This window comes from Methanocella arvoryzae MRE50 (assembly GCF_000063445.1).
In the GTDB taxonomy this organism is placed as follows: domain Archaea; phylum Halobacteriota; class Methanocellia; order Methanocellales; family Methanocellaceae; genus Methanocella_A; species Methanocella_A arvoryzae.
In genome coordinates this window covers 962651-982382 of sequence record NC_009464.1, presented here as the reverse complement: position 1 = coordinate 982382, position 19732 = coordinate 962651, and the positions used below count along the sequence as shown (strand labels likewise).

Sequence of the window (19732 nt, the reverse complement as noted above, 5' to 3'; positions counted from 1 at the left end):
ATTTATAACCATTATTGACTTATCGCACGAATGCGGACAGAGGGCTGTCATGCTCGCTTCTCCGGTATCTGGTATGCCTGAAAATAAAAAGAGGAGATCAGGCAATATTTACCTTCTTGCTGAAGCTCCCGATTTCAGTGCCCCCGGTCTTGACTGTGACGTGCAGCGTATATTCTCCCGCCGTGGATACGCCTCTGTACTCAGCCGGGATGTCGGCCTTGAACTCTATACGCTTGGTTTCGCCGGGGTTGATGTTCAGGTTACTGAAGGTGTAATCCTTGCTCCCGAGGGTAGTCTCACCTATTACCGGCACTGCCCTGCTTGCAGAGACTGCAGTGGTCACGTCGTTGATGACCGTATTGCCAGTATTTTTGATCGTGATGAACCCGGTTGCCTGTTCTCCCCTGTTAAAGGTATCCTTGTCCGTACCATAGTTCACCAGCTGAGCTGAAGTTCCCTGCTGGCCCGCTGCCCCTGCCACCGGGGTCGGAGCCGGCGTGGCAGCAGGCGTCGGAGTCATGGGGGCTGGAGTCACAGTTGGAGTAGATACCGTCCTGGTGCCTACTGCAATCGTCGGAGCGGCTGTTGCATCTCCCCCGGGCGCAAATGCCGTCGGGCCGACCGCCGGGGTAGGCACAACAGTTGCTGATACTGCGAGGCCGGTTTCCTGCGCCTCACCGTACGGTGATATTGCCCAGATCGCCGAGGCCACGATCGCCAGAACTGCGAGAAGAATAATAATTTTGTCTCTCTCTTTCACAACACTCACCGAGAAAAGGTATGAGTGTGTGAAGTTCATTCTATTCTGGACTTAAAGCGAAAAAACAAAAAATCGGCGTTTTTCAGGGTAACCGGGTCACAGGCACCGGTATTATCGCCTACGGGGGTTCCCCGTGAGCCTGTTCGAGTTAGGCTCCTGCAGGGGACTGTTAAATTGTCGGGAGCTGCCAGATATCAGACGACTTTCACATCTTTACTGAATCTGCCGATCTCCTTGCCTTCGACACTCACTACAATGTCAAACTTATAAGTGCCTGCCGTCGACACGCCCTGGTACTCGGCGGGAATAACCACGGCGATCTCCACCCGTTTAGTCTCGCCCGGCTGGATGTCCTGGTTATCGACGGTATAGGTCTCGTTGTCGATAACGCGGATCATCACGCCGAAGGCTGACCTGTAGACGTCTACCCTGAAGTCGACCATGTCGATCGGCACTTCGCCAGTGTTCTCGATCTCTACGTAACACAGGGCCGTATCACCGCGGCTGTATGTATCTTTGTCAGTACCGTAACCGATCATCCTCGCATCCATGGTGCCTGTCACCGGAGCCGGGCTTATGCCCGGTGTCGAAGTCGGGGCCGTGCCCGTGGCCGGCGTCGGAGTATGCCCGTCAGGCGACACTGTCGGCACCGCAGGAGTTTCAGTCGGGAGGAGAGTGGGCTCGTCTGTAGGCTCAGGCATGGGCTCCGGTGTCGGAACCGTATCTCCCGGCGTCCCGATGTTAAAACATACACAGCCGGATATTGTTAGTGCTATAATCACACAGGCAAGGGCTACAAAGCCCTTGATCGAGGTTTTCATCAGCATGTTCTCATTCCTCTTCATCACGGTTTATGATTCTGACACCCTTACCGATGCAGGTTACATACGCCTCTGAAACCACTCCCGCTTCCTCAAATTTCTTCCTCATGGCGGCGGCCACGTCGAACGACCTGTCCTCCGGGCAGAGCGCCAGCATCGTCGGTCCTGACCCGCTAATCGCCACTCCGTAGGCACCCGAGTCCAGCGCTGCCTCCCGGACGCTGCCATAGCCTTTGATCAGCGGAGACCTGTACTTCTCGTTAAACGTGTCCGAGAGCGAGCGGCCAATAATCACAGGGTCCTTTTTGACTACCCCTGCCATAAGCATGGCTGCCTTACTCACGTTCAGCACCATCTCCTGTAGAGGCACCTGCTGCGGTAAAATGCCCCTGGCGGATTTCGTGCTTACCACGATCTCGGGAAGAACCGCCACCACGCCCATCGGAGGCAGCTCTACGTGCTCCACATAATTATTACATACGAGCGTAAGTCCTCCCATAATACATGGGGCGACATTGTCTGCATGGACTATCCCCGCAGCGGCCATTTCTCCTCTCGCCGCTATCCAGACCAGCTCTTCTTTCGAGTAGCCCAGAGAAAAAAGCTCATTGATGGCGACGGCCGTGCCTGCCGCAGGTGCGGCGCTGCTGCCGAGGCCGCTTCCGGGCCTGATGCCGCTCTTTATGGTAATTCTGACTTTCTTGTCCATGGCCAGAGCTACCAGGCCTGCGGTGTTTTTCTCGGGATCTGCCGGGATGCCCTCTGCACCTCTGCCTTTGACGACGATGGAGAGTTCGTCGGCTTTCTCGACCCGGATGATGTCGCCAGGGCTCTCGAGGGCTATGCCCATGACATCAAAACCAGCCCCCAGGTTCGCTGAGGTGGCGGAAGCCTTCACAGTGATCGAATCCATAGGTTATCCCTGGGAGTCGCCATGAATGAACAAGCCCATGAGCTCATGACCATCTGCAATATAGCGGCCGTTCTTCATGGACTCCTCATCATAGCGCTTATTATTAGTATTATTATATCTACTATCATATATAATATATGGGACCGGGTCGTATGCGTGCGTCTTCGTAGCCAGCGGCGTCGGGTGGTCAGGGAGCACCATCAGCCTGAAGTCGCCTTTGCTTTTCAAGCCCTCCAGTATGGGGCGGATAAGTTTACCGTCCAGGTCTTCGATAGCCCGGATCTTGTCCTTCAGCCTGCCTTCGTGAGACATCTCGTCCGGGGCTTCCACGTGGACGAAGACAAAGTCCTTGTTTTCCAGTGCTTTGAGCGCATGTACAGCTTTTGCACCATAGTCCGTATCGAGGTATCCCGTGGCTCCGGGAACGTTGATTACTTCCAGGCCTGCAAATACGCCGAGGCCTTTGATAAGGTCCACCGCTGAGATAACTGCACCATCCAGCCCGTACCTGTCTCTGAATGTCGGCATCGACGGTTTCCGGCCCTGGCCCCATGGCCATATAGAGTTTGCGGGTCGCTTGCCTTCAGCTATTCTCTTCTTGTTTATAGGATGGCTGGCGAGAAGGTCTCTCGAAGCCTCGATGAGGCCAATAATCTTCTCGCTTCCCTCTCCTTTCGGCAGGTTGTCTTGCACCGGCTGTCCAACTACGTCATGCGGGGCAGTACATACTATTCCATCCGGGCAGTTCTCTATCACCAGGAGGTGCCGGTAGCTGATGCCCGGGTAAAAGCGGGTGTCAGTGGTGCCAAGCTTGCTGTCCAGGTATCTCATAAGCTCCGACGCTTCCTGCGTTGTGATATGCCCTGCGCTGTAGTCGACTACGTTGTCATCGGCAGTGATCAGGTTGCACCTGAAGGCCACGTCAGCCGGCTTAAGCGGTATGCCGATGCTGGCCGCCTCGAGCGGGCCTCTGCCCGTATAATACTTCCGGGGGTCGTATCCCATGGCTGACAGGTTGGCAACGTCGCTTCCCGCAGGCAGCCCGGCTATAGTCGTTTTTACCAGTCCGTAAGTAACAGCACGATCGGCCAGATAGTCCATACACGGCTTATTTGCGCTCGCCAGCGGCGTCTTACCGGACAGTTCGGGTATCGGGTAATCGGCCATTCCGTCTCCGAGAATTACAGCATATTTCATGGTACCAGTTCGTCAAACATTAGCCGGCTTAGTACAAATATATTTAGCGGTATAGTGCATATCAGCTAAGCATATATTATAGTATGTCTGACGTTACTGGAACTATGCGTTAGTCAATTGTCGTAGGTATGCCGGGAAGTATGTCCACAAACGTCGTAATGGCCTGATCCTCGTGTGACCTGCGATTGTCACGCATTCCACAATCCCGGTACCGTATAGGTATTATGTAGAAAACCATGCTTTGTAAACGTATTTTCGGCGTGGGAAAGACCAAAAAACTTTTATTAAGGTAATGACTAATGTATGTCCAATAATCCGTGTCTATGGATTAATTATCAAGCGATGTCAAGTTCGACATATGTCGAAGATACGGCATATGGGCTGATAAAACAAGAATGTTTTATCGAGGCGTGATATCTGCAGTCAAAATATACACAACCATGGGAGGTTGAATTAATGAAGAACACTACTAAGGCAGTATTAATCGCCCTGGCGGTACTCGCGATCATCGCCCTGACGATAGATGCTACTGCTGTCAAGCCGTATTACAATACGAGCTACTCAAAGGCTCCGGCAATGAGCGAAGCTCACCCGAGCCCCGGTGCAGTGTCCGGTAGGTTAACCACCGCTAACACCAGCGCTGGCCTGCCGAACGCGTACGTCGCGATCGTGAACGCAGCTAACCTGAGTGAAGCCTGGTATGAAGGCGAGTCGGACTCGAACGGTTTCTACCAGTTCCCGAACGTCAACAACACCTGGGTTTCAAACAATGGTGGCCAGTACGCTAGCCTGTACAAGGTCTACGCTAACCACAGCGTGTTCGGCGAGGGCTACTCCAACGCATTCCCTGTTGAGGAGAGGTCCACTGCTCCGGCTAACGTAGTCATCATCCCGCAGCCCGCTAAGATCGTTGTCACCGCAGAGAGGAACAACATCGCAGCTGACGCCGCAGACCACGTTAAGATCTACGCCTACGTCACTGACGCTCTCAACGACCCCGTTGCAGACAACACTCTGATCAACTTCAGGATCAACGTCACTGACTCGGAATACAACAAGAGCTACAACGGCTCCCTGAGCAGGGACGGCATCTACTCTGACTCCCAGGGCAGGATTCTGAACGATGTCCCGACCAAGGGCGGCTGGGCTAACGTCAGCTTCGGCTGGGTTGTCGAAGAAGCAGCTGGCTTAAACTCGACCATCATTGCAGAGTACCCCGCTGACCCGGAGATCAACGGCTCGACCAGCATCTACTTCAGCCCGACTCTCGCTTCCTGGTTCGGCAGCGTTCAGGACAGCTTCGGTAAGCCCTACGGCGGCACCGTCGTTACCCTGCACCTGATGGGCTACGTCTACGATTCTGAGAGTGGTGCAATCATCGGCACTAAAGAGATCTACAACATGACCACCACCGCATACGTTGACCTTCCGTACCCCGGCAGCTACGTATTCGACAACATCGAGCTGAACAACAGCATCGCTTACGCCTATGCATCTGCTGAGGCTGACATCGGCGATGGCGTCATCTACTACGGCAAGTCGGACAACTACACGCTGAACAAGTCGAGGACCAGCTCGGGCTTCATCGTCCTGCACGTCCCGATGCCGGATGCAATCGAACTGACCCCGGACCCGGAGACCATCCTGGTTGGCGGAGACCAGTCGATCATCACTGCACAGCTGTACTATAACGGCAAGCCCTACAAGAGGGGCGGTGTGACTGTTACCTTCTTCGGCAGCAATGACACCATTGCATACCTGCCCAGCGTCAAGACCAACGTGTCCAACAGCGCAGGCCAGGCAGCAATCATCCTGACGTCCAACGCGACCAAGGGCAAGGTCACTGTGACCGGCTACACCAAGATCGGCATTACCCAGAACCTGACTGATGACTGTGAAGTCGAAGTCGTCGGCTGGGGTACGATCTCGGGCATGGTAACCGACAAGAACAAGAACGGTATCCCGAACGCGACTGTCAAGCTCTGGACCACCAAGTGGGCTAACGACACCTGGGAGTCTGTCAGGCTTGTAAAGTCCCCTGAGAACCCGCAGTACACTGTCTCCAGACCGGAGATCGCTGCAATCGGTACGTACACCTACTACAGAGTCCCCTCTGGCATCTACAACCTGACTGCTGAGAAGGCAGACTCCTCGGGCAACGTACACATGTGGTTCGCAATTGTCAACCTGACTGTCGGTACCGCAACCAACAACGTTGCACTGCCGGACTATGTCGTACCCTCTGAGGTTGTAACCGCAACCCCAGTCGTTACTCCGTCCGTAACTGCAACCCCGACTGCAACCCAGACTGTAACCCCGACAGCAACCCCGACTCCGACCCCTGGTTTTGAGACGGTGTTCGCCCTCGCAGGCCTGCTCGGCGTTGCATACCTCATCATGAGGAAGGAGAACTAAGTACAGATATCCAACGAGGGGAGATTTATCCCCTCAACCTTTCTTTTTTGGGATAAAAATGTTAAAAACACTTTATCCTAAGATTCTCATTCTATTCGTCATTTTCATTATCTTCGTCCTATCTTTACCAGTAACAAATGCCGCTCAATACGGCACCGTTCAGGGTAAGGTCCTGGATCGTTATGATAATCCTATGCCAGGCGTTACAGTTGTAATACAAGATGGAGAATGCCGTCCGATAGGTTCTGTACAGAGCGCCTCTGACGGAAGCTTCTGCTATAATCAGGTACCTATCGAAAGCGGCAGCGGCACCTTCCGTATTGCTGCAGTTATGGACAAAGACGGCGTCCACATACAGGAGAATACCGCTTTCTTTATGGTCTATCCTCTGAAAACTACTACTCAGGATGTCCGTTTTTACACGTATCCTTCAAGCGGAATGGGCACGCTGTATGGTGTCATAACGTCAGACGATTATCTGATCCGTGAAGTAGCCGGAGTCGTCTACATCGATAATGGCATGTACACTATCTACGAGGGAAATGCAGGCGGACGATGGTCCTTCTGGCTACCTGCGGGCAATTACGTCGTCTGGGCAGAGACAAATAAAAACCTGACAACGTATAAATCACAAAATTATACGGTGACAGTTCCTACCGATGATTATGGGTATTTGCCGATATATCTGCCTCTGAAAGAGCAGGCACCATACCATATACAACCAACAGTACAAAGAAACATTGTATACGGTCATGTGACTCAGAAGAACGGCTATCCGCTTTCCGGTGCTACCGTTGAGCTATTCAGGTATGTTGCCGGAGGTTCAGAATTAGTCGATTCCACGAAGACCAATTCAACCGGTGATTATTGCTTTTATAACGTAAATGCCCGCACAGTCTCGGAAAAATTCCTGGTTAAAATATCTTGTGAACTGGGCGGTCAGCTATACGAGCAGTCGAGTGCTCCCTTCGAAGTCTACTACGCTAATACTATTGGTAAAAAGCACGAGTACTATATTCCCTTATCGCTAAATGTTGCCAGTACTGGTAACCTTAACGTTATTACCACACCGACAGGAGCACGGGTCCATATTGACGATATCGACACAGGTAAGCTGACACCATGCAATCTTTCAGACATTACAGTAGGCAGGCATACAGTCACCTTAATCCTCGATGGCTACTACAACGACACATCCGATGTTAATATCGAGCCGGATAAAACCCTGCTCCTCAATCGTACGATGCAGATCAGTACCGGTACGATAACGATCGATGCTATGCCCGCAGATGCCAGGATTTACTTGAACGATCAGTATATCGGTACCGGAATAGTCAACATACCCAGAGCGCCTGCCGGTAAATACAAGTATAAGATTGTCAGAGACGAATACCAGTCTGAAACAGGGAGCTTCGACCTCATTCCTGGCCGGGAGGTCAGCAAGTCGTTCGACATGGTCGCCGTCCCGTCCTTAAGCCTGACTTACCTCAGCTATCTACTTAATAACATGATCAAAGCTCTGGCCAGTCTTTTCTAGTTAACGAGTGACAATATTTACAGTTCGGATAATTATTAAATATCTTTATCAGCAACTATCTTTCATGCAGATGATCGAGATCGACGGCTCTTATGGGGAAGGCGGAGGCCAGATTCTTCGCTCTGCAGTAGCTGTATCTGCGATTACAGGCACCCCAGTCAGGATCATCAATATTCGTAAAAACCGGCCACGTGCTGGTCTCAGCATCCAGCATATAAAATCCATCGAACTGGTAGGTCAGATGTCCGACGCCAAAATCGAAGGGCTCTCTCCAGGCTCGACTACAATTACCTTTATTCCGTCCGAGATCCGCGGTGGTAAATACTCTCTTAATATTGGCACTGCCGGCAGTATATCGCTGGTATTACAAAGTATTACTCCCGTTGCCTCTTTCGCACCTTCCCCGGTCTCTATAAATGTAACTGGCGGTACTGATGTTCGCTGGTCTCCGACCATCGACTATTTCAAGCACGTCACGATGCCCGCTCTAAGGATGTTCGGCTTCAAGGGGACACTGCAACTCCTCAGCAGAGGCTATTTTCCTGTAGGCAGCGGCAGCGTCGTCATCGATATCGAGCCTGCCGACCTGAGGGGCGCCATAATCGATGAGCACCGGGGCGGGCCTGTCAGAGGTATTTCCGCCTCTTCACGCCTGCCATCGCACGTGTCCTGGAGGCAGAGAGACGCTGCCCGTAAATACCTGGAAAGCGTGGGGCTGGAAGTCGGCGAAATTGAGCTGGATGTCAGAGACGACCTCTCTACCGGCTCAAGCATTACCCTTTTCAGCGGATTCCATGGTGGCAGCGCCCTTGGGGAACGGGGCCTGCCCGCGGAGAAGGTGGGCACCGAAGCAGCGATCAACCTGGCGAACTGTCTGGAGTCGGATGCGGCCGTTGACCCATTTTTATGCGACCAGCTTATTACCTTCATGGCTTTATCTAAGGGCTCGTCCCTCATCACCACAAGTAGTGTTACCTCTCACGCTGTAACCAATATGTGGATCATGGAAAAACTGACTGGCCGGAGATTTACAGTCGAGAAAAATAGAAATATTGTTATCCAGTCGGCTTAAGAAGTCTATATAGCAGAACTGGACTTATCCTATCTGCAAAAATTCCGCCGGTATCTGAGCCGTCAGGCATACAGGTCCGGCATCCAGGATCTCTATGCCGGTCTCCCGGGCCTTTTTAGCATCTACCTCTATTATTACAGGGTGCTCTGTCCGTATACAGGCAACCTTAACCGCTTCCTCGATGCTCTTGCTGAGGTGGACAAAGTGCTGGTTTACTGGTTTGAGGCCTATCTCAAGGATCCGATCTGCTTCCTCTTCACTGGTACCATAGTAAAGTTTGTCTCCGTCGAACTCAGGATAGTCCGGCTTTATGTTTAGCGAATGCCCGTACCTGGCCCTGACTTTATCTCCTTTTCTCTCGTACCGGCCCTTATCGTCGGTCTTAAACATGGCATCGACATGATATGACCTGGCCCATTCGTATTTTCGCTCTATGACCCTGGTCAGGTCTCTTAAGCTGACCCAGCCATGTTCGTCCATATCCAGGCCCAGATCTGCGGGGAAATGCCTCAGCGCGCCAGATATGATCTTACCCAGCTTTTCCGCCTTGTAGCCTGAGAGTACAAACCTTCCGGGGTTGCCGCACGTACACTCCCGACCCCTGAAGTACCCATGTACCGGACATTGCTTGATTTCGCCTGGCTGTTCTCTGTTTTCCATGTTGACACCTGGTAAGATCCCTGCAATCGGGATATAATATACAATTGATAGCGTTGATTTGAAATATACTTTATGATTTTAGCCGTTGCCTGGCAACTATAAACATATCGTTAATATTCGCCTGTATTCTTATCTTTGATTCCGGGAACGTACGCGAACGCTGCGCTGTGCCTCACCTTCTTGCACAGGCTCCCCCGAGATTACATGTCTAACGCTGCGCTGGGCCAATCCTCACAGATGCCACAGATGACACTCGATTCCACAGATTCCTCTGCTGAATCCACAGATTACTACACGATATCACAGAAGGAATACTCTAACTATTCGATCATTGACAGCAATCATCAGACAGTCGATCGGATTATTTTTTAGTTATCTGTGCAATCGGTTGTTATCTGTGGCATCTGTTTCAATCCGTGAAATCTGTGAGGAATAGCACAGCGCAGCGTTCGTATTGCTGTCTCACCACACAAGAGCAAGGGCATAGTTCAGTTAGCTTATATGGTAGAGGATACCTGGAAATGTTCAACACCGCAACCTGTATCATATCTTTAAATACCAGAAGGGATTCACTATACAATGCCGTACCTCCGGCTGCTTAAGTGGCGGAGTCGGCTGGTGAAACTATATGGTAATTGACCGTATCATTGACCAGTGCTCAAGAGCACTGGGCTTTCTTATCGAGTGTTTCAAGATGATCCTGGAGGAGCCCAAACTCCTTATACCTTCACTGTTGTCGGTTCTCTTCGGGTTCATCATGAGTCTGGTGATCATCGTCCCGTTCGTCTTCATGGGCTTGCTGGGCAAGCTCGGGCTCTACATCTTCGGAGGCGCAGTGCTGACCCTGCTGTTCGTTAGCTACACGTTCAGCTACTTCTTCATGGGTGCATCCTCCTATGCTGTCTACCAGCACATCAAGCAGGGCCGGTCCTCCCTCAGCGACGCTTTCAGCCGGGCAGTTTCCTGCATCGTGACCCTGCTGCTTCTTGCGGCCACAGGTGCTGTCATCCAGATGATCGTCAACATGCTGAAGAACTCCTCTAAAAACAAAGGCTTCCTGCTGAACCTGATAGGCTCCCTCGCCGCAGACGTGCTCAGGGAAGGCTGGGACATCGCCGTCCGCCTCCTGGTGCCCGTAGCCGTCATCACAGGCCTGGGATACATGGATTCGCTGAAAAAGGCGTTCGAGATCGTCAAGAACAACGTGATCATCGTAGGCGTCGGCGAGATCAGCATCCGCATCCTGACTGGCATCATCGGCTTCTTCGGAGTGGTGCTGTCGATCTTCGCTGCTCTTGGGCTGTTCTTCGTCCTGTCGGCCTTCAGCTTCCCGGTTGCAATAGCGATAGCAGTGCCGGTCGCCTTCGTCTGCATCTCGCTGGTGTCGACGCTGAACCTCTTCATCCGCACTTCCTACTACACCATGCTGTACGTCTGGGCAGAAGAGCGGAGCGTTCAGGGCCCGGACGACGGGGTGGCACAGGCTGTGCCTGCGCCGTTGCACAATGCCTTCGGGATCTAAAAGTCCCGAAGGTGAGAACTTTTTTGAAAAATTTTTTTATGAGAACGACTTAGCAATTGCCTCTACCGATCTTGCCAGCAGGTCCACTTCTTCCATCGTACTATAGCACGCGAACGACGCTCTGACCGAGCCTGCTATACACAGCCTTGCCAGCGCCGTCTGGGCACAGTGCTGGCCGCTGCGGACGCAGATCTTTTTCGTCTCGTCCAGGATCATGGCTACGTCGTGGGGGTTGATGTTCTCCACGTTGAACGAGGTAAGAGAGACCCGGTTGTCAGGCCCGTATAACTCTACCTGGGGGATCTCTGCCAGACGTCTGGCACATTCCCGTGCAAGCCTGTTTACGTGGGCTTCGATATTCTCGACTCCCATGGCTTTCACGTACTCTACGCCTCTGCCGAGGCCGATGATGCCCGGTATGTTGGGTGTCCCGTACTCGAACCTCGACGGGATCTCATCGAAGGTGAAAGAGCCGGTCGTCACCTTCTGAACCGTCCCCCCGCCCACGAACACCGGCTGAAGCCTTTCCGGCTCCCTCACGTACAGAATGCCAGTGCCCTGCGGGCCCAGGAGCCCTTTATGGCCCGGCATCGCCGCAAAGTCGCAGCCGATCTCATCCAGATTCAGGGGAATTTCGCCAGCCGACTGGGCGGCGTCTATCAGCAGCATAATCCCATGTTTTTTAGCAATCCTCGCAACGGCTTTGATATCCTGGGCTGCGCCGAAGAAGTTGGAAACATGGGTGACTGCAATCAGCCTGGTCTTATCCGTTATCGCTTTCTCGATCGCCTCAGCCGTGACAATGCCATGCATGTCCGAATCGACTACCGTTACCTCGACTCCCTTTTCCTGCAGCCTGATCCACGGCAGCAGATTGCTGTGGTGCTCGACCACCGTGGTAATGACATGATCGCCCTTTTTCCAGTCCAGACCCAGGGCAACCATGTTAATACTTTCAGTGGTATTCCGGGTAAAAACGGTGCACCGCGGATTTATCCCGAAGAAGCCGGCGACAGTTTCCCGGGCGTCCTCGTACTTCTCCGTAGTGCGCCGGGAAAGCCTGTGCGCACCTCTTCCGTAGTTTCCGCAGTAACGGGTGAAATACTCCTGTACCGCCTCTGCCACCTGGACTGGCTTCTGGCTGGTAGCAGCGCTATCCAGGTAAACGACCTCTCTCAGGACGGGAAAGTCCTCCCTTATCCGGTAAACGTCATACATCTGCTCTTGCCTCAAAAGAAACCGGGGCTTCTATCCCCCGGAGACCACTCTCATCACTTCGACCGTGCCGCCTTCAACCACAGAGTCGAAAGCCACCGGTATGCCGTTTTTAAACACGACCACTGTTTCAGGGTTAACTTTTAGTTCTCTGAGCAGGTCAAAATAGCTGCTGCCCTCGGGAAGATCGACTTGCGTCTCCGTCTTCCGTCCGGCATGCAAAATCACTGTCAGGTGCAGTACTTCCACCTTCTTTTCTGCCATAGGCTAAGTTGTCCGCCTGTACTTCGCACCGGCCGTTTTCTCCTCGGCAGGCTTAGAAGATTCGGATTCGTATTCCTGGCTGAGCCTCTCGGGATGCGCGAGATCTTCAGCATTCTTATCAAGCAGAATCTTCTCCTTTCCCATTTCCTTTTCAGTGCCTTTTCGCTCGACTTCCCGCTTCCTAAACTTTCCAGGCATGCGAATCACTACATTTCATATATGGCAGGGTATGAATAATTAGTTTACGCAGTTAAGTATGCGAAAGCACCGCCATCCCCCCGGGCGGCGGCCGGGTATATACAAGTTTTAGTATTACTTTTTTTCAAGCCCGCCATCCCCCCGGGCGGCGGCCGGGTTATCCTGTGCCATAACTTTTAAATACTCCGTGCATGTAAAAGGAAGTCGGAATTTTCTCGGAAGCCGAGGTACTCTAACGGTAAGGGACTGGTCTCGAAAACCAGCGGTCGCAAGGCCTTAGGAGTTCAAGTCTCCTCCTCGGCGCTTAAAAGTTTTTAGGGGGCTCCCGGGGGACTTTTTCAAAAGTCCCCCCGGGTCTCGACACCCGAATAAGCCCGAAGGGCATTTTAAAAGATCGTTTTTGAAGGGTGCAAGGGGAACTTTTTTCCAAAAAGTTCCCCTGTACACCGATCCTAAAAATCATCCGAAGTTTATTTCTTCGCTATAGTAACCATTCCAGCCCCGAACAGGGCCAGCACCACTGCCAGCACCAGGATGACAATACTGCCAGCCGCCGGTAGCCCATACCCTGTCAGCAGGCCGTCGACCGTCGAAGTAACGTTGATCGTATGCAGAGTGCCGATCAGGTACCCTGCCGCGAGCAGGCAGACAACTGCCAGCAGCACGTTAGGGAGCGAAAGCTGCGGTTCCCCGGCTCTGGCCGAGACTGCCGGGCGCTTCTGTACAGTGGACATTTCCCGCTCCAGCCTGATCTCCTCGAGCTCTTTGCGCATGCGCTCTTTCTTGATCTCTTCCAGCTCTTTGCGCATCATGTCCGCCTTGATGTCCGCGAGTTCCTGCCTGAATGCCTGTATTTCGTCGGGGCTTAGCTCTTTGTCTCCCATATCATATTCCCTCGAACAGTAGATCTAGCGACGGCTGCGGCCTTTTACCTTTCTCTACTTTGAGTTCTATCACAGCCTCGTTTCCCCGGGCTAAGGCATCGACGAGTTTCCGGTTCAGGCGGGCGGCCGGCTTGTCGGCGTTGACCATGACTGTCCGCCCGCAGACGTAGTCGCTTACCCTGAAGACCATGCTGCTGTCGTCTGTAAAAGTGAGCTTAGCAGAGCCCCAGCCTTTGACGACGTCCGTGAGGCCCGCACAGGTGATCGTCGCCATAATGATAGCGTCTTCATCCGCGGCCGCTCTCCTGAACTCCTCGCTGAGCATGGCAGCGCCCTTGTCAGCGCTCACAGCTATGATGCAGTCCGCTGTCGTCGAGATCTCCGGGTCTCTGGTGACCTCGAAGGTCGATGGGTGGAGAGCTGTCACGTTCCGGTGCCCGCGTGCAAAGACTGTCTCTGCCGTCATTGTGGCTACATATTGCATACGCAGGCTATAAGTATTCTGTTTGCCCATTAAGAAGATGGAGAAGATTATGGATAAAATCGAGATCGCGGAGGCAGTGTGTCCTTCGTGCAGCCCGGACGAGCCTACTGTGCACGTAATACTGAAAAAAGGCGGGCTGGTAAAGTGTGAGGAATGCGGCTATGTGCACGCTATTCCGGTCAAGAAGAAAAAGCTCATCAAGCTCAGAGTCATCGTCAGCCGCCAGGATAAGTCCTCGGTCCAGTCGTACGAGGTCGACGAGGACGACATCATTCACGTCGGCGACGAGTTCGTCGTGGAGTCGGAAGACGAGGTGAGCGGAGTCAGAGTCCAGTCCATCGAGACGAAGACCAAGGCCCGGCCTGAGTCGGCGCCTGCAGGCGAAATCGAAACGCTGTGGGCCCGCACCATCGACGACGTCATTGTCAAAATTGCGGTGCAGGAGGGCCCGGTCACCGAGTCGGTCCACTACAAGGTCGCCGGCGACCACGAGTTCGACATCGGCAGCACTATCAAGCTCAAGGGCTACGAAGTGGCAATCGTCAGCATCAAGACCCGCGATGGCGGGCATGCAAAGCGCCAGGGCCAGTTCGTTAAAGCCAAAGACGTGACGCGCATATACTCGAAGATCGTATCGCGGGAGCGGCAGGCGGGCCGCGGCGGGGGGTTCAAGCTACGATCGAGGAAGGCATACCGTGGGACAGGCGACGAAAAAGTCTGATTGATCTGCTCCGGCGCCAGGGCATCGGCGATCGGGTACTTGAGGCAATGGATCGGGTGCCTCGAGAAGAGTTCGTGCCGGAAGATGTCCGGCCCGACGCCTATTATGATACTCCGCTCCCTATCGGGCATAACCAGACGATCTCAGCCCCAAGTATGGTGGCGATCATGTGCCAGGCGCTCGACATCCGGGAAGGGAACAAAGTCCTCGAAATCGGCACAGGCCTCGGCTACCACGCTGCCGTCATGGCCGTGCTCGCCGGGGCCTCCGGCGTTGTTTACACTGTCGAGCGCATACCCGAGCTGGCTGACATGGCCCGATCGGTCTTGAGCCGGCTGGGCTTCGACAACGTTAAAGTATTTTTACGCGATGGCACTGAAGGCCTCCCCGACTTCGCCCCCTACGACCGAATCAGCGTCGCTGCAGCGGCCCCCGACGTCCCGCAGCCTCTGGTAGATCAGCTCAAGGACCCAGGTCGTTTAGTTATCCCTGTAGGCCGGTACTTCCAGCAGCTCATGCTCGTCGAGAAAAAGGGCGGCCAGATCATCACTACCGACAAGGGCGGCGTGGCATTCGTGCCCCTGCTGGGGAAATACGGGTTTAAAGGGTATTAGGCTGCCCGGGCGATTAGAGCTAATCACAACCGCCCAACGTTTTGCGCCTCAGCAGCTAACCTGCTCAAAGCTTGCCTGTTTCCCGGCCGAGCCACGGAATACGCTTTTATTCACCCCGACAAATCTTCGTATTGTACGGGGTGTGCATGAGTGGACGTCGATCTGTTTTACGTGCCAGGCTGTGAGCAGTTCAAGGATCTGGTCTCAAGGAAGATTGCCGCTACTTATGGCGTCCAGGTGAAGGACCGGGGCCTTCTTCCGGTATACGATCGGGCTTACAATCCGTTGAGAAGGCAGTATGATGCGTACGTGCTGCTGGACTACCTGATCAGGTGCATCGTGTCTGATACAGCCGTTTGGATAGTCGATCGGGACATGTACTGCGAGAACCTGAACTTCGTCTTCGGGCTGGCCATGTACCACATCGCAGCGGTAGTATCCACCTACCGGGTCCCATCGGCTGAAATGGTGGCCAAGGAGGCGGTCCACGAAGCAGGCCACGTGATGGGGCTGCAGCACTGTAAGAACCGGTGCGTCATGCGCTACTCAGAATCGCTGGAGGACGCCCTGGACAAGCCATCAGAACTATGCACCAGCTGTAAAAAAACCATAGACCGCAAGGTAGTTGAGCCCGGACTGCAAATGTAGTGCCGGAGGCATACGAACCTTGGAAGGTAAAGGCACATACACGCTCATCATGCAGCTTAAGGAAGGCCGCAAGCTCCGCGTGGGAGCGCTGGGCGAGATCTATTTTGAAGAAGGCTTCTATGCCTATACCGGCTCAGCGCTGGGCTCAGGGGGCTTCTCCCGGATCAAGAGGCACCTCGATGTCGCCGCAGGCAAGAACAGCACCAGGAAGTGGCACATCGACTATCTGCTGCCCCATTCTGACGTTCTCCAGACCGTGACCTCCGTCCGGCCCGAATGCAGCGTAGCCGCGGGCATCGACGCAGTCTTACCACGAATCGCCGGCTTCGGCTGCAGCGACTGCCGCTGTCAGTCCCACCTTCACTACTCGAGAACTCTGGACTCCATGGTCAATGCAGTGCGCAAGGCGCATAGAGTGTAAGTACGCTCTATCTGCCCGCTCTAAAATTTTAAAAGTTAGGCGCCGGAGCACGTCCACTAGTAACCTCAGAGGTTCACAGGTTACTGTTTTACCACAGAGGCACAGAGGTGCACAGAGGTTCACAGAGTTCGATTTACCACAGAGGCACAGAGGTGCACAGAGACTTACTTTAAAATTAATTATCCATATGTCCTTCTTCCAAAATTCTCTGTGAATCTCTGTGCCTCTGTGGTCGACCGTTTCTCTGTGAGTCTCCGTGGTAAATCGTCGGTGCGGGCCCCGGTGCCTTCTCTGGTGACTACTCGCTATGCTGTTCTGCCATTGTTGTAATCATACTCCGTATTGTCCGTCTTTGCATGATTTTTATCGCACAGCCTTAGTTTCTGATTTCGCACTTACAGGCGATTTTTTTCAATAAAATAGCGGTTGCTATATTTGCGGTTAAAGAAAAATATATATGCATATAATTACTTTTATTAGTGGGGATGTGATTGGTAGCGTCTATCGCTATAGTTGAAGATGAGCCTGAGCTCAGGTCATTGTACTGTCTGATGTTAAAGTCCAGGGGCTATTCGGTCTCTTTTGCCGCTTCGGGCGTCGAGGAGGCTGTAAAGGCTTACGAGGCTTCGCCTGAGAAGCCGTCTCTGGTTATCATGGACGTACGTCTCGTGGATGGGACAGGTATCGATGCTGCGGAGAAAATTGCATTGGCTGATCCCGGGGCTCGCTTTCTCTTCGCTACCGCAGATGCTGACGCAATATGCAGTTTACGTGTTCAAGGCGCTTCTGGCGTGCTCCAGAAGCCCTTTTCTCTGAAGGATCTGCTGGACTCGATCAGCAGGGCGCTGTCCTCGCCCTGCCCCTCCTCCGTCTGGCAGTATCCCGAGAGCTACTGCTAATCCGGCTTCTTTCCTCAGGCGTGGAAGACTGAGGCAAGCCCGGGCACCCGGGTGATGCTGCTGTAAGTCATAGTGGCCAGCTTTCCGAGGACGTCGGACTTGTGCAGGCCACAGCAGACTTCCAGTGCGGGGTCGAATTTGGCCTTGTAGGCATTGAGTCTCTTTGTTTCGGTGCCCCAGTTTTCCACTACTCTGAGCCCGGTTTCCTTCGCCATTTTAATGAGCTCCCAGTTAAGGTATTCTACAGGGCTGCCACAGTTGCCGTTCCTGCCGTACATCCAGAAAAGCAGCCTGTCCCTGTACTGTACGTTCACCTGCATGGCCACGGGATTGTCTTCGCTGTACATCGTGTACATCTTCACGTTATCGGGGAACGTAGCAAGGATCTCTTTCAGGTATTCCGGGGACTGGTTGTGGAAAAACGTGTTACCCTCTTTTTCCAGCGTCCTCCTCATGATGGTGAAAAAGGCATCTATGTCTCCTGAAGGCCTGACCTCGACGCGCCTGTCATCCCAGTACCTGATCGTCTGCCTGCACGTCTTACTCATGTTGTTCCACAGCTCATCGACCGGCCTGCTCAGATCAATGATATATGTATACCCCAGATCGACGCTGTACCCCATGTTTCTGAACTCCCTCAGGTCTGTCAGCCCTGGGGCGAGGGATAAAAATGCGTGGTTCGGGGCTTCAGCAGAGATCGCTTCGTCTATGCCTTTCGAAATAAAGTCAAGGTACGGTTCTTTCTTATGCTGCTTCATCCTGGCGTACTCGCTGTCCGGGATGAAGCCCAGGTATGGAATGTACGCAACTGCCTGCTGTGGTGGAGAATAAGCGAGCTTTAGCCCGCTTTTCTTCCGGGTAAAGAGGGGCAGGATGCAGGAAAGGTGCTCTCCTTTGTATATTCCATAAGGTGCAAGATGGTAGCCACTGTACTTTTCGACGATCTTCAGGAATTTCCACCGGTGGAACAGCGTACTGTAAGGACTGCTTTCCACGAACTTATCCCACAGTGTCTCCTCTTCGATTATTCTTACAGGCATGGTTGATCATCCGGTGGAGTAGTAAACGAATAATATATAACAGTATAATTATTATAAATTGTATATAAATGTTGGGTACACAAGCTATAGCTTTATGCCATCACCGCTAAGTGTGTACTCCGTGCTCTTTTAGTTGAGGTGATGAGAACACCTGTGAGCCATGAACGGGGATGAGGGCAACGGCCGCCTGAATTCGCCGGCGAGCTTAACCTATGCCCTGCTGTATATCCACTTTCTTATGTTATGCCTTTATGATTGAGCTAAGCAATGGCATACGGGCGACGCCATTGTATGTCATGGTTGCCAGCTTGCCGATGCCATCAGTTTTTCTCACTATGCAGGTCATCTCCAGCGACGGGTTGAACTTGGACTTGAAATTGCACAGGCGCCTTTGTTCGGTGCCCCAGTTCTCCGCCACTTTCAGGCCGCGCCTGCTGGCATCTTTTAGCAGCTCCCAAACAAAGCACTCCCCGCTGTTGTACCTGTCGCTGGCAGAGCCGGCCATCCACATCAGGAGCCTGCCATTGTACTCGATTGTAGTGCTGATGTACAGTGGAGTGTCATCCTCGTACAGGGCGTTCATCTTCACATTCTCCGGGAAGGCTGCTATGATCTCCTTGAGGTATTCCGGGGTCTGGGCATGGAAAAAGGTAGGCCCTTCCTGGGCCAGCACCGACCTCATGACTTCGAAAAAGCGATCCACGTCGTTATATGCCTTAAACTGTAGCGATTTATCTTTGAGGTCTCTGATGTCTTTCCTGCAGTTGCTGGTCAGGCTGTTCCATAACTCTTCCTCCGTGCGTTCAAGGTTGGTGATGTATGTGTAGCCCAGGTCGACTGTATATCCCGACCACCTGAAGGGTCGCATATCCGTACATCTTGGCACTGGAAAAATGGAGGTATAGTTGGGCGACAGCCTGGATATTTCCCGGTTGATGTCGTGGACTATGTCACAGGTAAAAGATTCTTTCTTGTGCTGCTTCCAGCCATCGAATTCCCTGCTCATCACGTATCCGAGGTACGGCACGTAGAGGATGGATTGTCGTGGCGGAGATGCTACGAAGCGTAACCCTTTCTCAGCCTTGTAAAAAAGGGGGAACAAGCATGCGAGTTCCTTACCTTTGAATATTCCGTATGGCAGCAATTGGTACCGGCTGTACTTTTCCATGATCTTCAAAAATTTCCATTTATGGAAGAGTGTGCCGTAGGGACTATTGTCAACGAAACGGTCCCAGACTTCTTCATCGTTAATAATGGATGCTGGCATGCTTGATCACCTTTTTGGGAGGATGGATTAACAGAGTATCATTGTCTGGTTACTCTACAATCGATTAATTATTTACAGCATATTATATAAAAATATCTATGTAGCACACTGATGCGTAGTGCCTGCTCTGTCTTCCGGTCACAAGCATACGAATGACGATCTGGTGCACATTACCAGCGG

At 52.8% G+C, this 19732-nt stretch carries 21 protein-coding genes and 1 tRNA gene; 10 read left to right on the top strand and 12 right to left on the bottom strand.

Annotation, left to right across the window (positions count from 1 at the left end):
* Positions 1-97: 97 nt before the first annotated feature.
* The 4 genes from RCI_RS16130 to RCI_RS04980 form a co-directional block, all read right to left on the bottom strand.
* Positions 98-760: a hypothetical protein gene (locus RCI_RS16130; RefSeq protein ID WP_148266533.1), complete on the bottom strand. Its 663-nt coding sequence runs from the start codon at positions 758-760 to the stop codon at positions 98-100.
* Positions 761-954: 194 nt separating this feature from the next.
* Entirely contained in the window at positions 955-1587 is a 633-nt protein-coding gene (locus tag RCI_RS04990; protein ID WP_012035308.1) for a hypothetical protein, read from the bottom strand.
* Positions 1588-1591: 4 nt separating this feature from the next.
* Positions 1592-2494, bottom strand: coding sequence for a homoserine kinase (locus RCI_RS04985; RefSeq protein ID WP_012035307.1), 903 nt, complete (start codon positions 2492-2494; stop codon positions 1592-1594).
* A 3-nt stretch (positions 2495-2497) separates the two neighbouring features.
* Positions 2498-3691: a cofactor-independent phosphoglycerate mutase gene (locus RCI_RS04980; protein ID WP_012035306.1), complete on the bottom strand. Its 1194-nt coding sequence runs from the start codon at positions 3689-3691 to the stop codon at positions 2498-2500.
* Between the two features lie 456 nt (positions 3692-4147).
* Here RCI_RS04980 and RCI_RS04975 point away from each other — a divergent pair, with 456 nt between their 5' ends.
* The 3 genes from RCI_RS04975 to rtcA all read left to right on the top strand — a co-directional run bounded on the left by RCI_RS04975 (position 4148) and on the right by rtcA (position 8715).
* The gene (locus tag RCI_RS04975) at positions 4148-6106 is read left to right on the top strand and encodes a PGF-CTERM sorting domain-containing protein (RefSeq protein WP_012035305.1); all 1959 of its coding nucleotides are present in this window, start codon (positions 4148-4150) and stop codon (positions 6104-6106) included.
* A 58-nt stretch (positions 6107-6164) separates the two neighbouring features.
* Positions 6165-7643, top strand: coding sequence for a carboxypeptidase regulatory-like domain-containing protein (locus tag RCI_RS04970; protein ID WP_048198075.1), 1479 nt, complete (start codon positions 6165-6167; stop codon positions 7641-7643).
* Positions 7644-7707: 64 nt separating this feature from the next.
* Positions 7708-8715, top strand: coding sequence for an RNA 3'-terminal phosphate cyclase (rtcA, locus tag RCI_RS04965; RefSeq protein ID WP_231844943.1), 1008 nt, complete (start codon positions 7708-7710; stop codon positions 8713-8715).
* 24 nt (positions 8716-8739) lie between these two features.
* On the opposite strand, the gene RCI_RS04960 is transcribed toward rtcA, so the two are convergent.
* Positions 8740-9375: an RNA 2'-phosphotransferase gene (locus RCI_RS04960; RefSeq protein WP_012035302.1), complete on the bottom strand. Its 636-nt coding sequence runs from the start codon at positions 9373-9375 to the stop codon at positions 8740-8742.
* 628 nt (positions 9376-10003) lie between these two features.
* Between RCI_RS04960 and RCI_RS04955 the strand changes: the two genes are divergently transcribed.
* Positions 10004-10897, top strand: coding sequence for a DUF6159 family protein (locus RCI_RS04955; protein ID WP_012035301.1), 894 nt, complete (start codon positions 10004-10006; stop codon positions 10895-10897).
* Positions 10898-10933: 36 nt separating this feature from the next.
* Here RCI_RS04955 and RCI_RS04950 read toward each other — a convergent pair whose 3' ends face one another.
* Genes RCI_RS04950 through RCI_RS04940 form a run of 3 tightly spaced genes read right to left on the bottom strand, consistent with a single transcriptional unit; the run spans position 10934 to position 12574 of the window.
* On the bottom strand, positions 10934-12115 hold the full coding sequence (locus RCI_RS04950) for a cysteine desulfurase (protein WP_012035300.1): 1182 nt from the start codon (positions 12113-12115) through the stop codon (positions 10934-10936).
* Positions 12116-12145: 30 nt separating this feature from the next.
* Positions 12146-12376 (bottom strand): MoaD/ThiS family protein, encoded by a 231-nt coding sequence (locus RCI_RS04945; RefSeq protein WP_048198073.1) that lies wholly within the window; start codon positions 12374-12376, stop codon positions 12146-12148.
* A 3-nt stretch (positions 12377-12379) separates the two neighbouring features.
* The gene (locus RCI_RS04940; RefSeq protein ID WP_148266532.1) at positions 12380-12574 is read right to left on the bottom strand and encodes a hypothetical protein; all 195 of its coding nucleotides are present in this window, start codon (positions 12572-12574) and stop codon (positions 12380-12382) included.
* Positions 12575-12795: 221 nt separating this feature from the next.
* Between RCI_RS04940 and RCI_RS04935 the strand changes: the two genes are divergently transcribed.
* A tRNA-Ser gene (locus RCI_RS04935) sits at positions 12796-12877 on the top strand.
* A gap of 167 nt (positions 12878-13044) precedes the next feature.
* Here the strand turns inward: RCI_RS04935 and RCI_RS04930 are convergent.
* Together RCI_RS04930 and RCI_RS04925 are read right to left on the bottom strand one after the other, a co-directional pair.
* Positions 13045-13458, bottom strand: coding sequence for a hypothetical protein (locus RCI_RS04930; RefSeq protein WP_012035297.1), 414 nt, complete (start codon positions 13456-13458; stop codon positions 13045-13047).
* A gap of 1 nt (position 13459) precedes the next feature.
* Positions 13460-13924: a DUF371 domain-containing protein gene (locus RCI_RS04925; protein WP_012035296.1), complete on the bottom strand. Its 465-nt coding sequence runs from the start codon at positions 13922-13924 to the stop codon at positions 13460-13462.
* Between the two features lie 67 nt (positions 13925-13991).
* On the opposite strand from RCI_RS04925, the gene RCI_RS04920 reads away from it, so the two are divergent.
* The 5 genes from RCI_RS04920 to RCI_RS04900 all read left to right on the top strand — a co-directional run bounded on the left by RCI_RS04920 (position 13992) and on the right by RCI_RS04900 (position 17245).
* Entirely contained in the window at positions 13992-14663 is a 672-nt protein-coding gene (locus RCI_RS04920) for an HVO_0476 family zinc finger protein (protein ID WP_012035295.1), read from the top strand.
* Positions 14633-15277, top strand: coding sequence for a protein-L-isoaspartate O-methyltransferase (locus tag RCI_RS04915; protein WP_048198071.1), 645 nt, complete (start codon positions 14633-14635; stop codon positions 15275-15277). The genes RCI_RS04920 and RCI_RS04915 overlap by 31 nt, the downstream gene beginning before the upstream one ends.
* Positions 15278-15427: 150 nt before the next feature.
* Positions 15428-15925, top strand: a complete 498-nt coding sequence (locus RCI_RS04910) for a peptidase (RefSeq protein WP_012035293.1) — start codon at positions 15428-15430, stop codon at positions 15923-15925.
* 19 nt (positions 15926-15944) lie between these two features.
* On the top strand, positions 15945-16346 hold the full coding sequence (locus RCI_RS04905) for a GIY-YIG nuclease family protein (RefSeq protein WP_012035292.1): 402 nt from the start codon (positions 15945-15947) through the stop codon (positions 16344-16346).
* A gap of 491 nt (positions 16347-16837) precedes the next feature.
* Positions 16838-17245 carry a response regulator gene (locus RCI_RS04900; RefSeq protein ID WP_012035291.1) on the top strand — a complete coding sequence of 136 codons (408 nt, stop codon included), beginning with the start codon at positions 16838-16840 and terminating at the stop codon, positions 17243-17245.
* A gap of 14 nt (positions 17246-17259) precedes the next feature.
* Here the strand turns inward: RCI_RS04900 and RCI_RS04895 are convergent, their stop codons facing one another.
* Together RCI_RS04895 and RCI_RS04890 are read right to left on the bottom strand one after the other, a co-directional pair.
* The gene (locus RCI_RS04895; RefSeq protein ID WP_012035290.1) at positions 17260-18285 is read right to left on the bottom strand and encodes a GNAT family N-acetyltransferase; all 1026 of its coding nucleotides are present in this window, start codon (positions 18283-18285) and stop codon (positions 17260-17262) included.
* A 241-nt stretch (positions 18286-18526) separates the two neighbouring features.
* The gene (locus RCI_RS04890) at positions 18527-19552 is read right to left on the bottom strand and encodes a GNAT family N-acetyltransferase (RefSeq protein ID WP_012035289.1); all 1026 of its coding nucleotides are present in this window, start codon (positions 19550-19552) and stop codon (positions 18527-18529) included.
* Positions 19553-19732 lie beyond the last annotated feature (180 nt).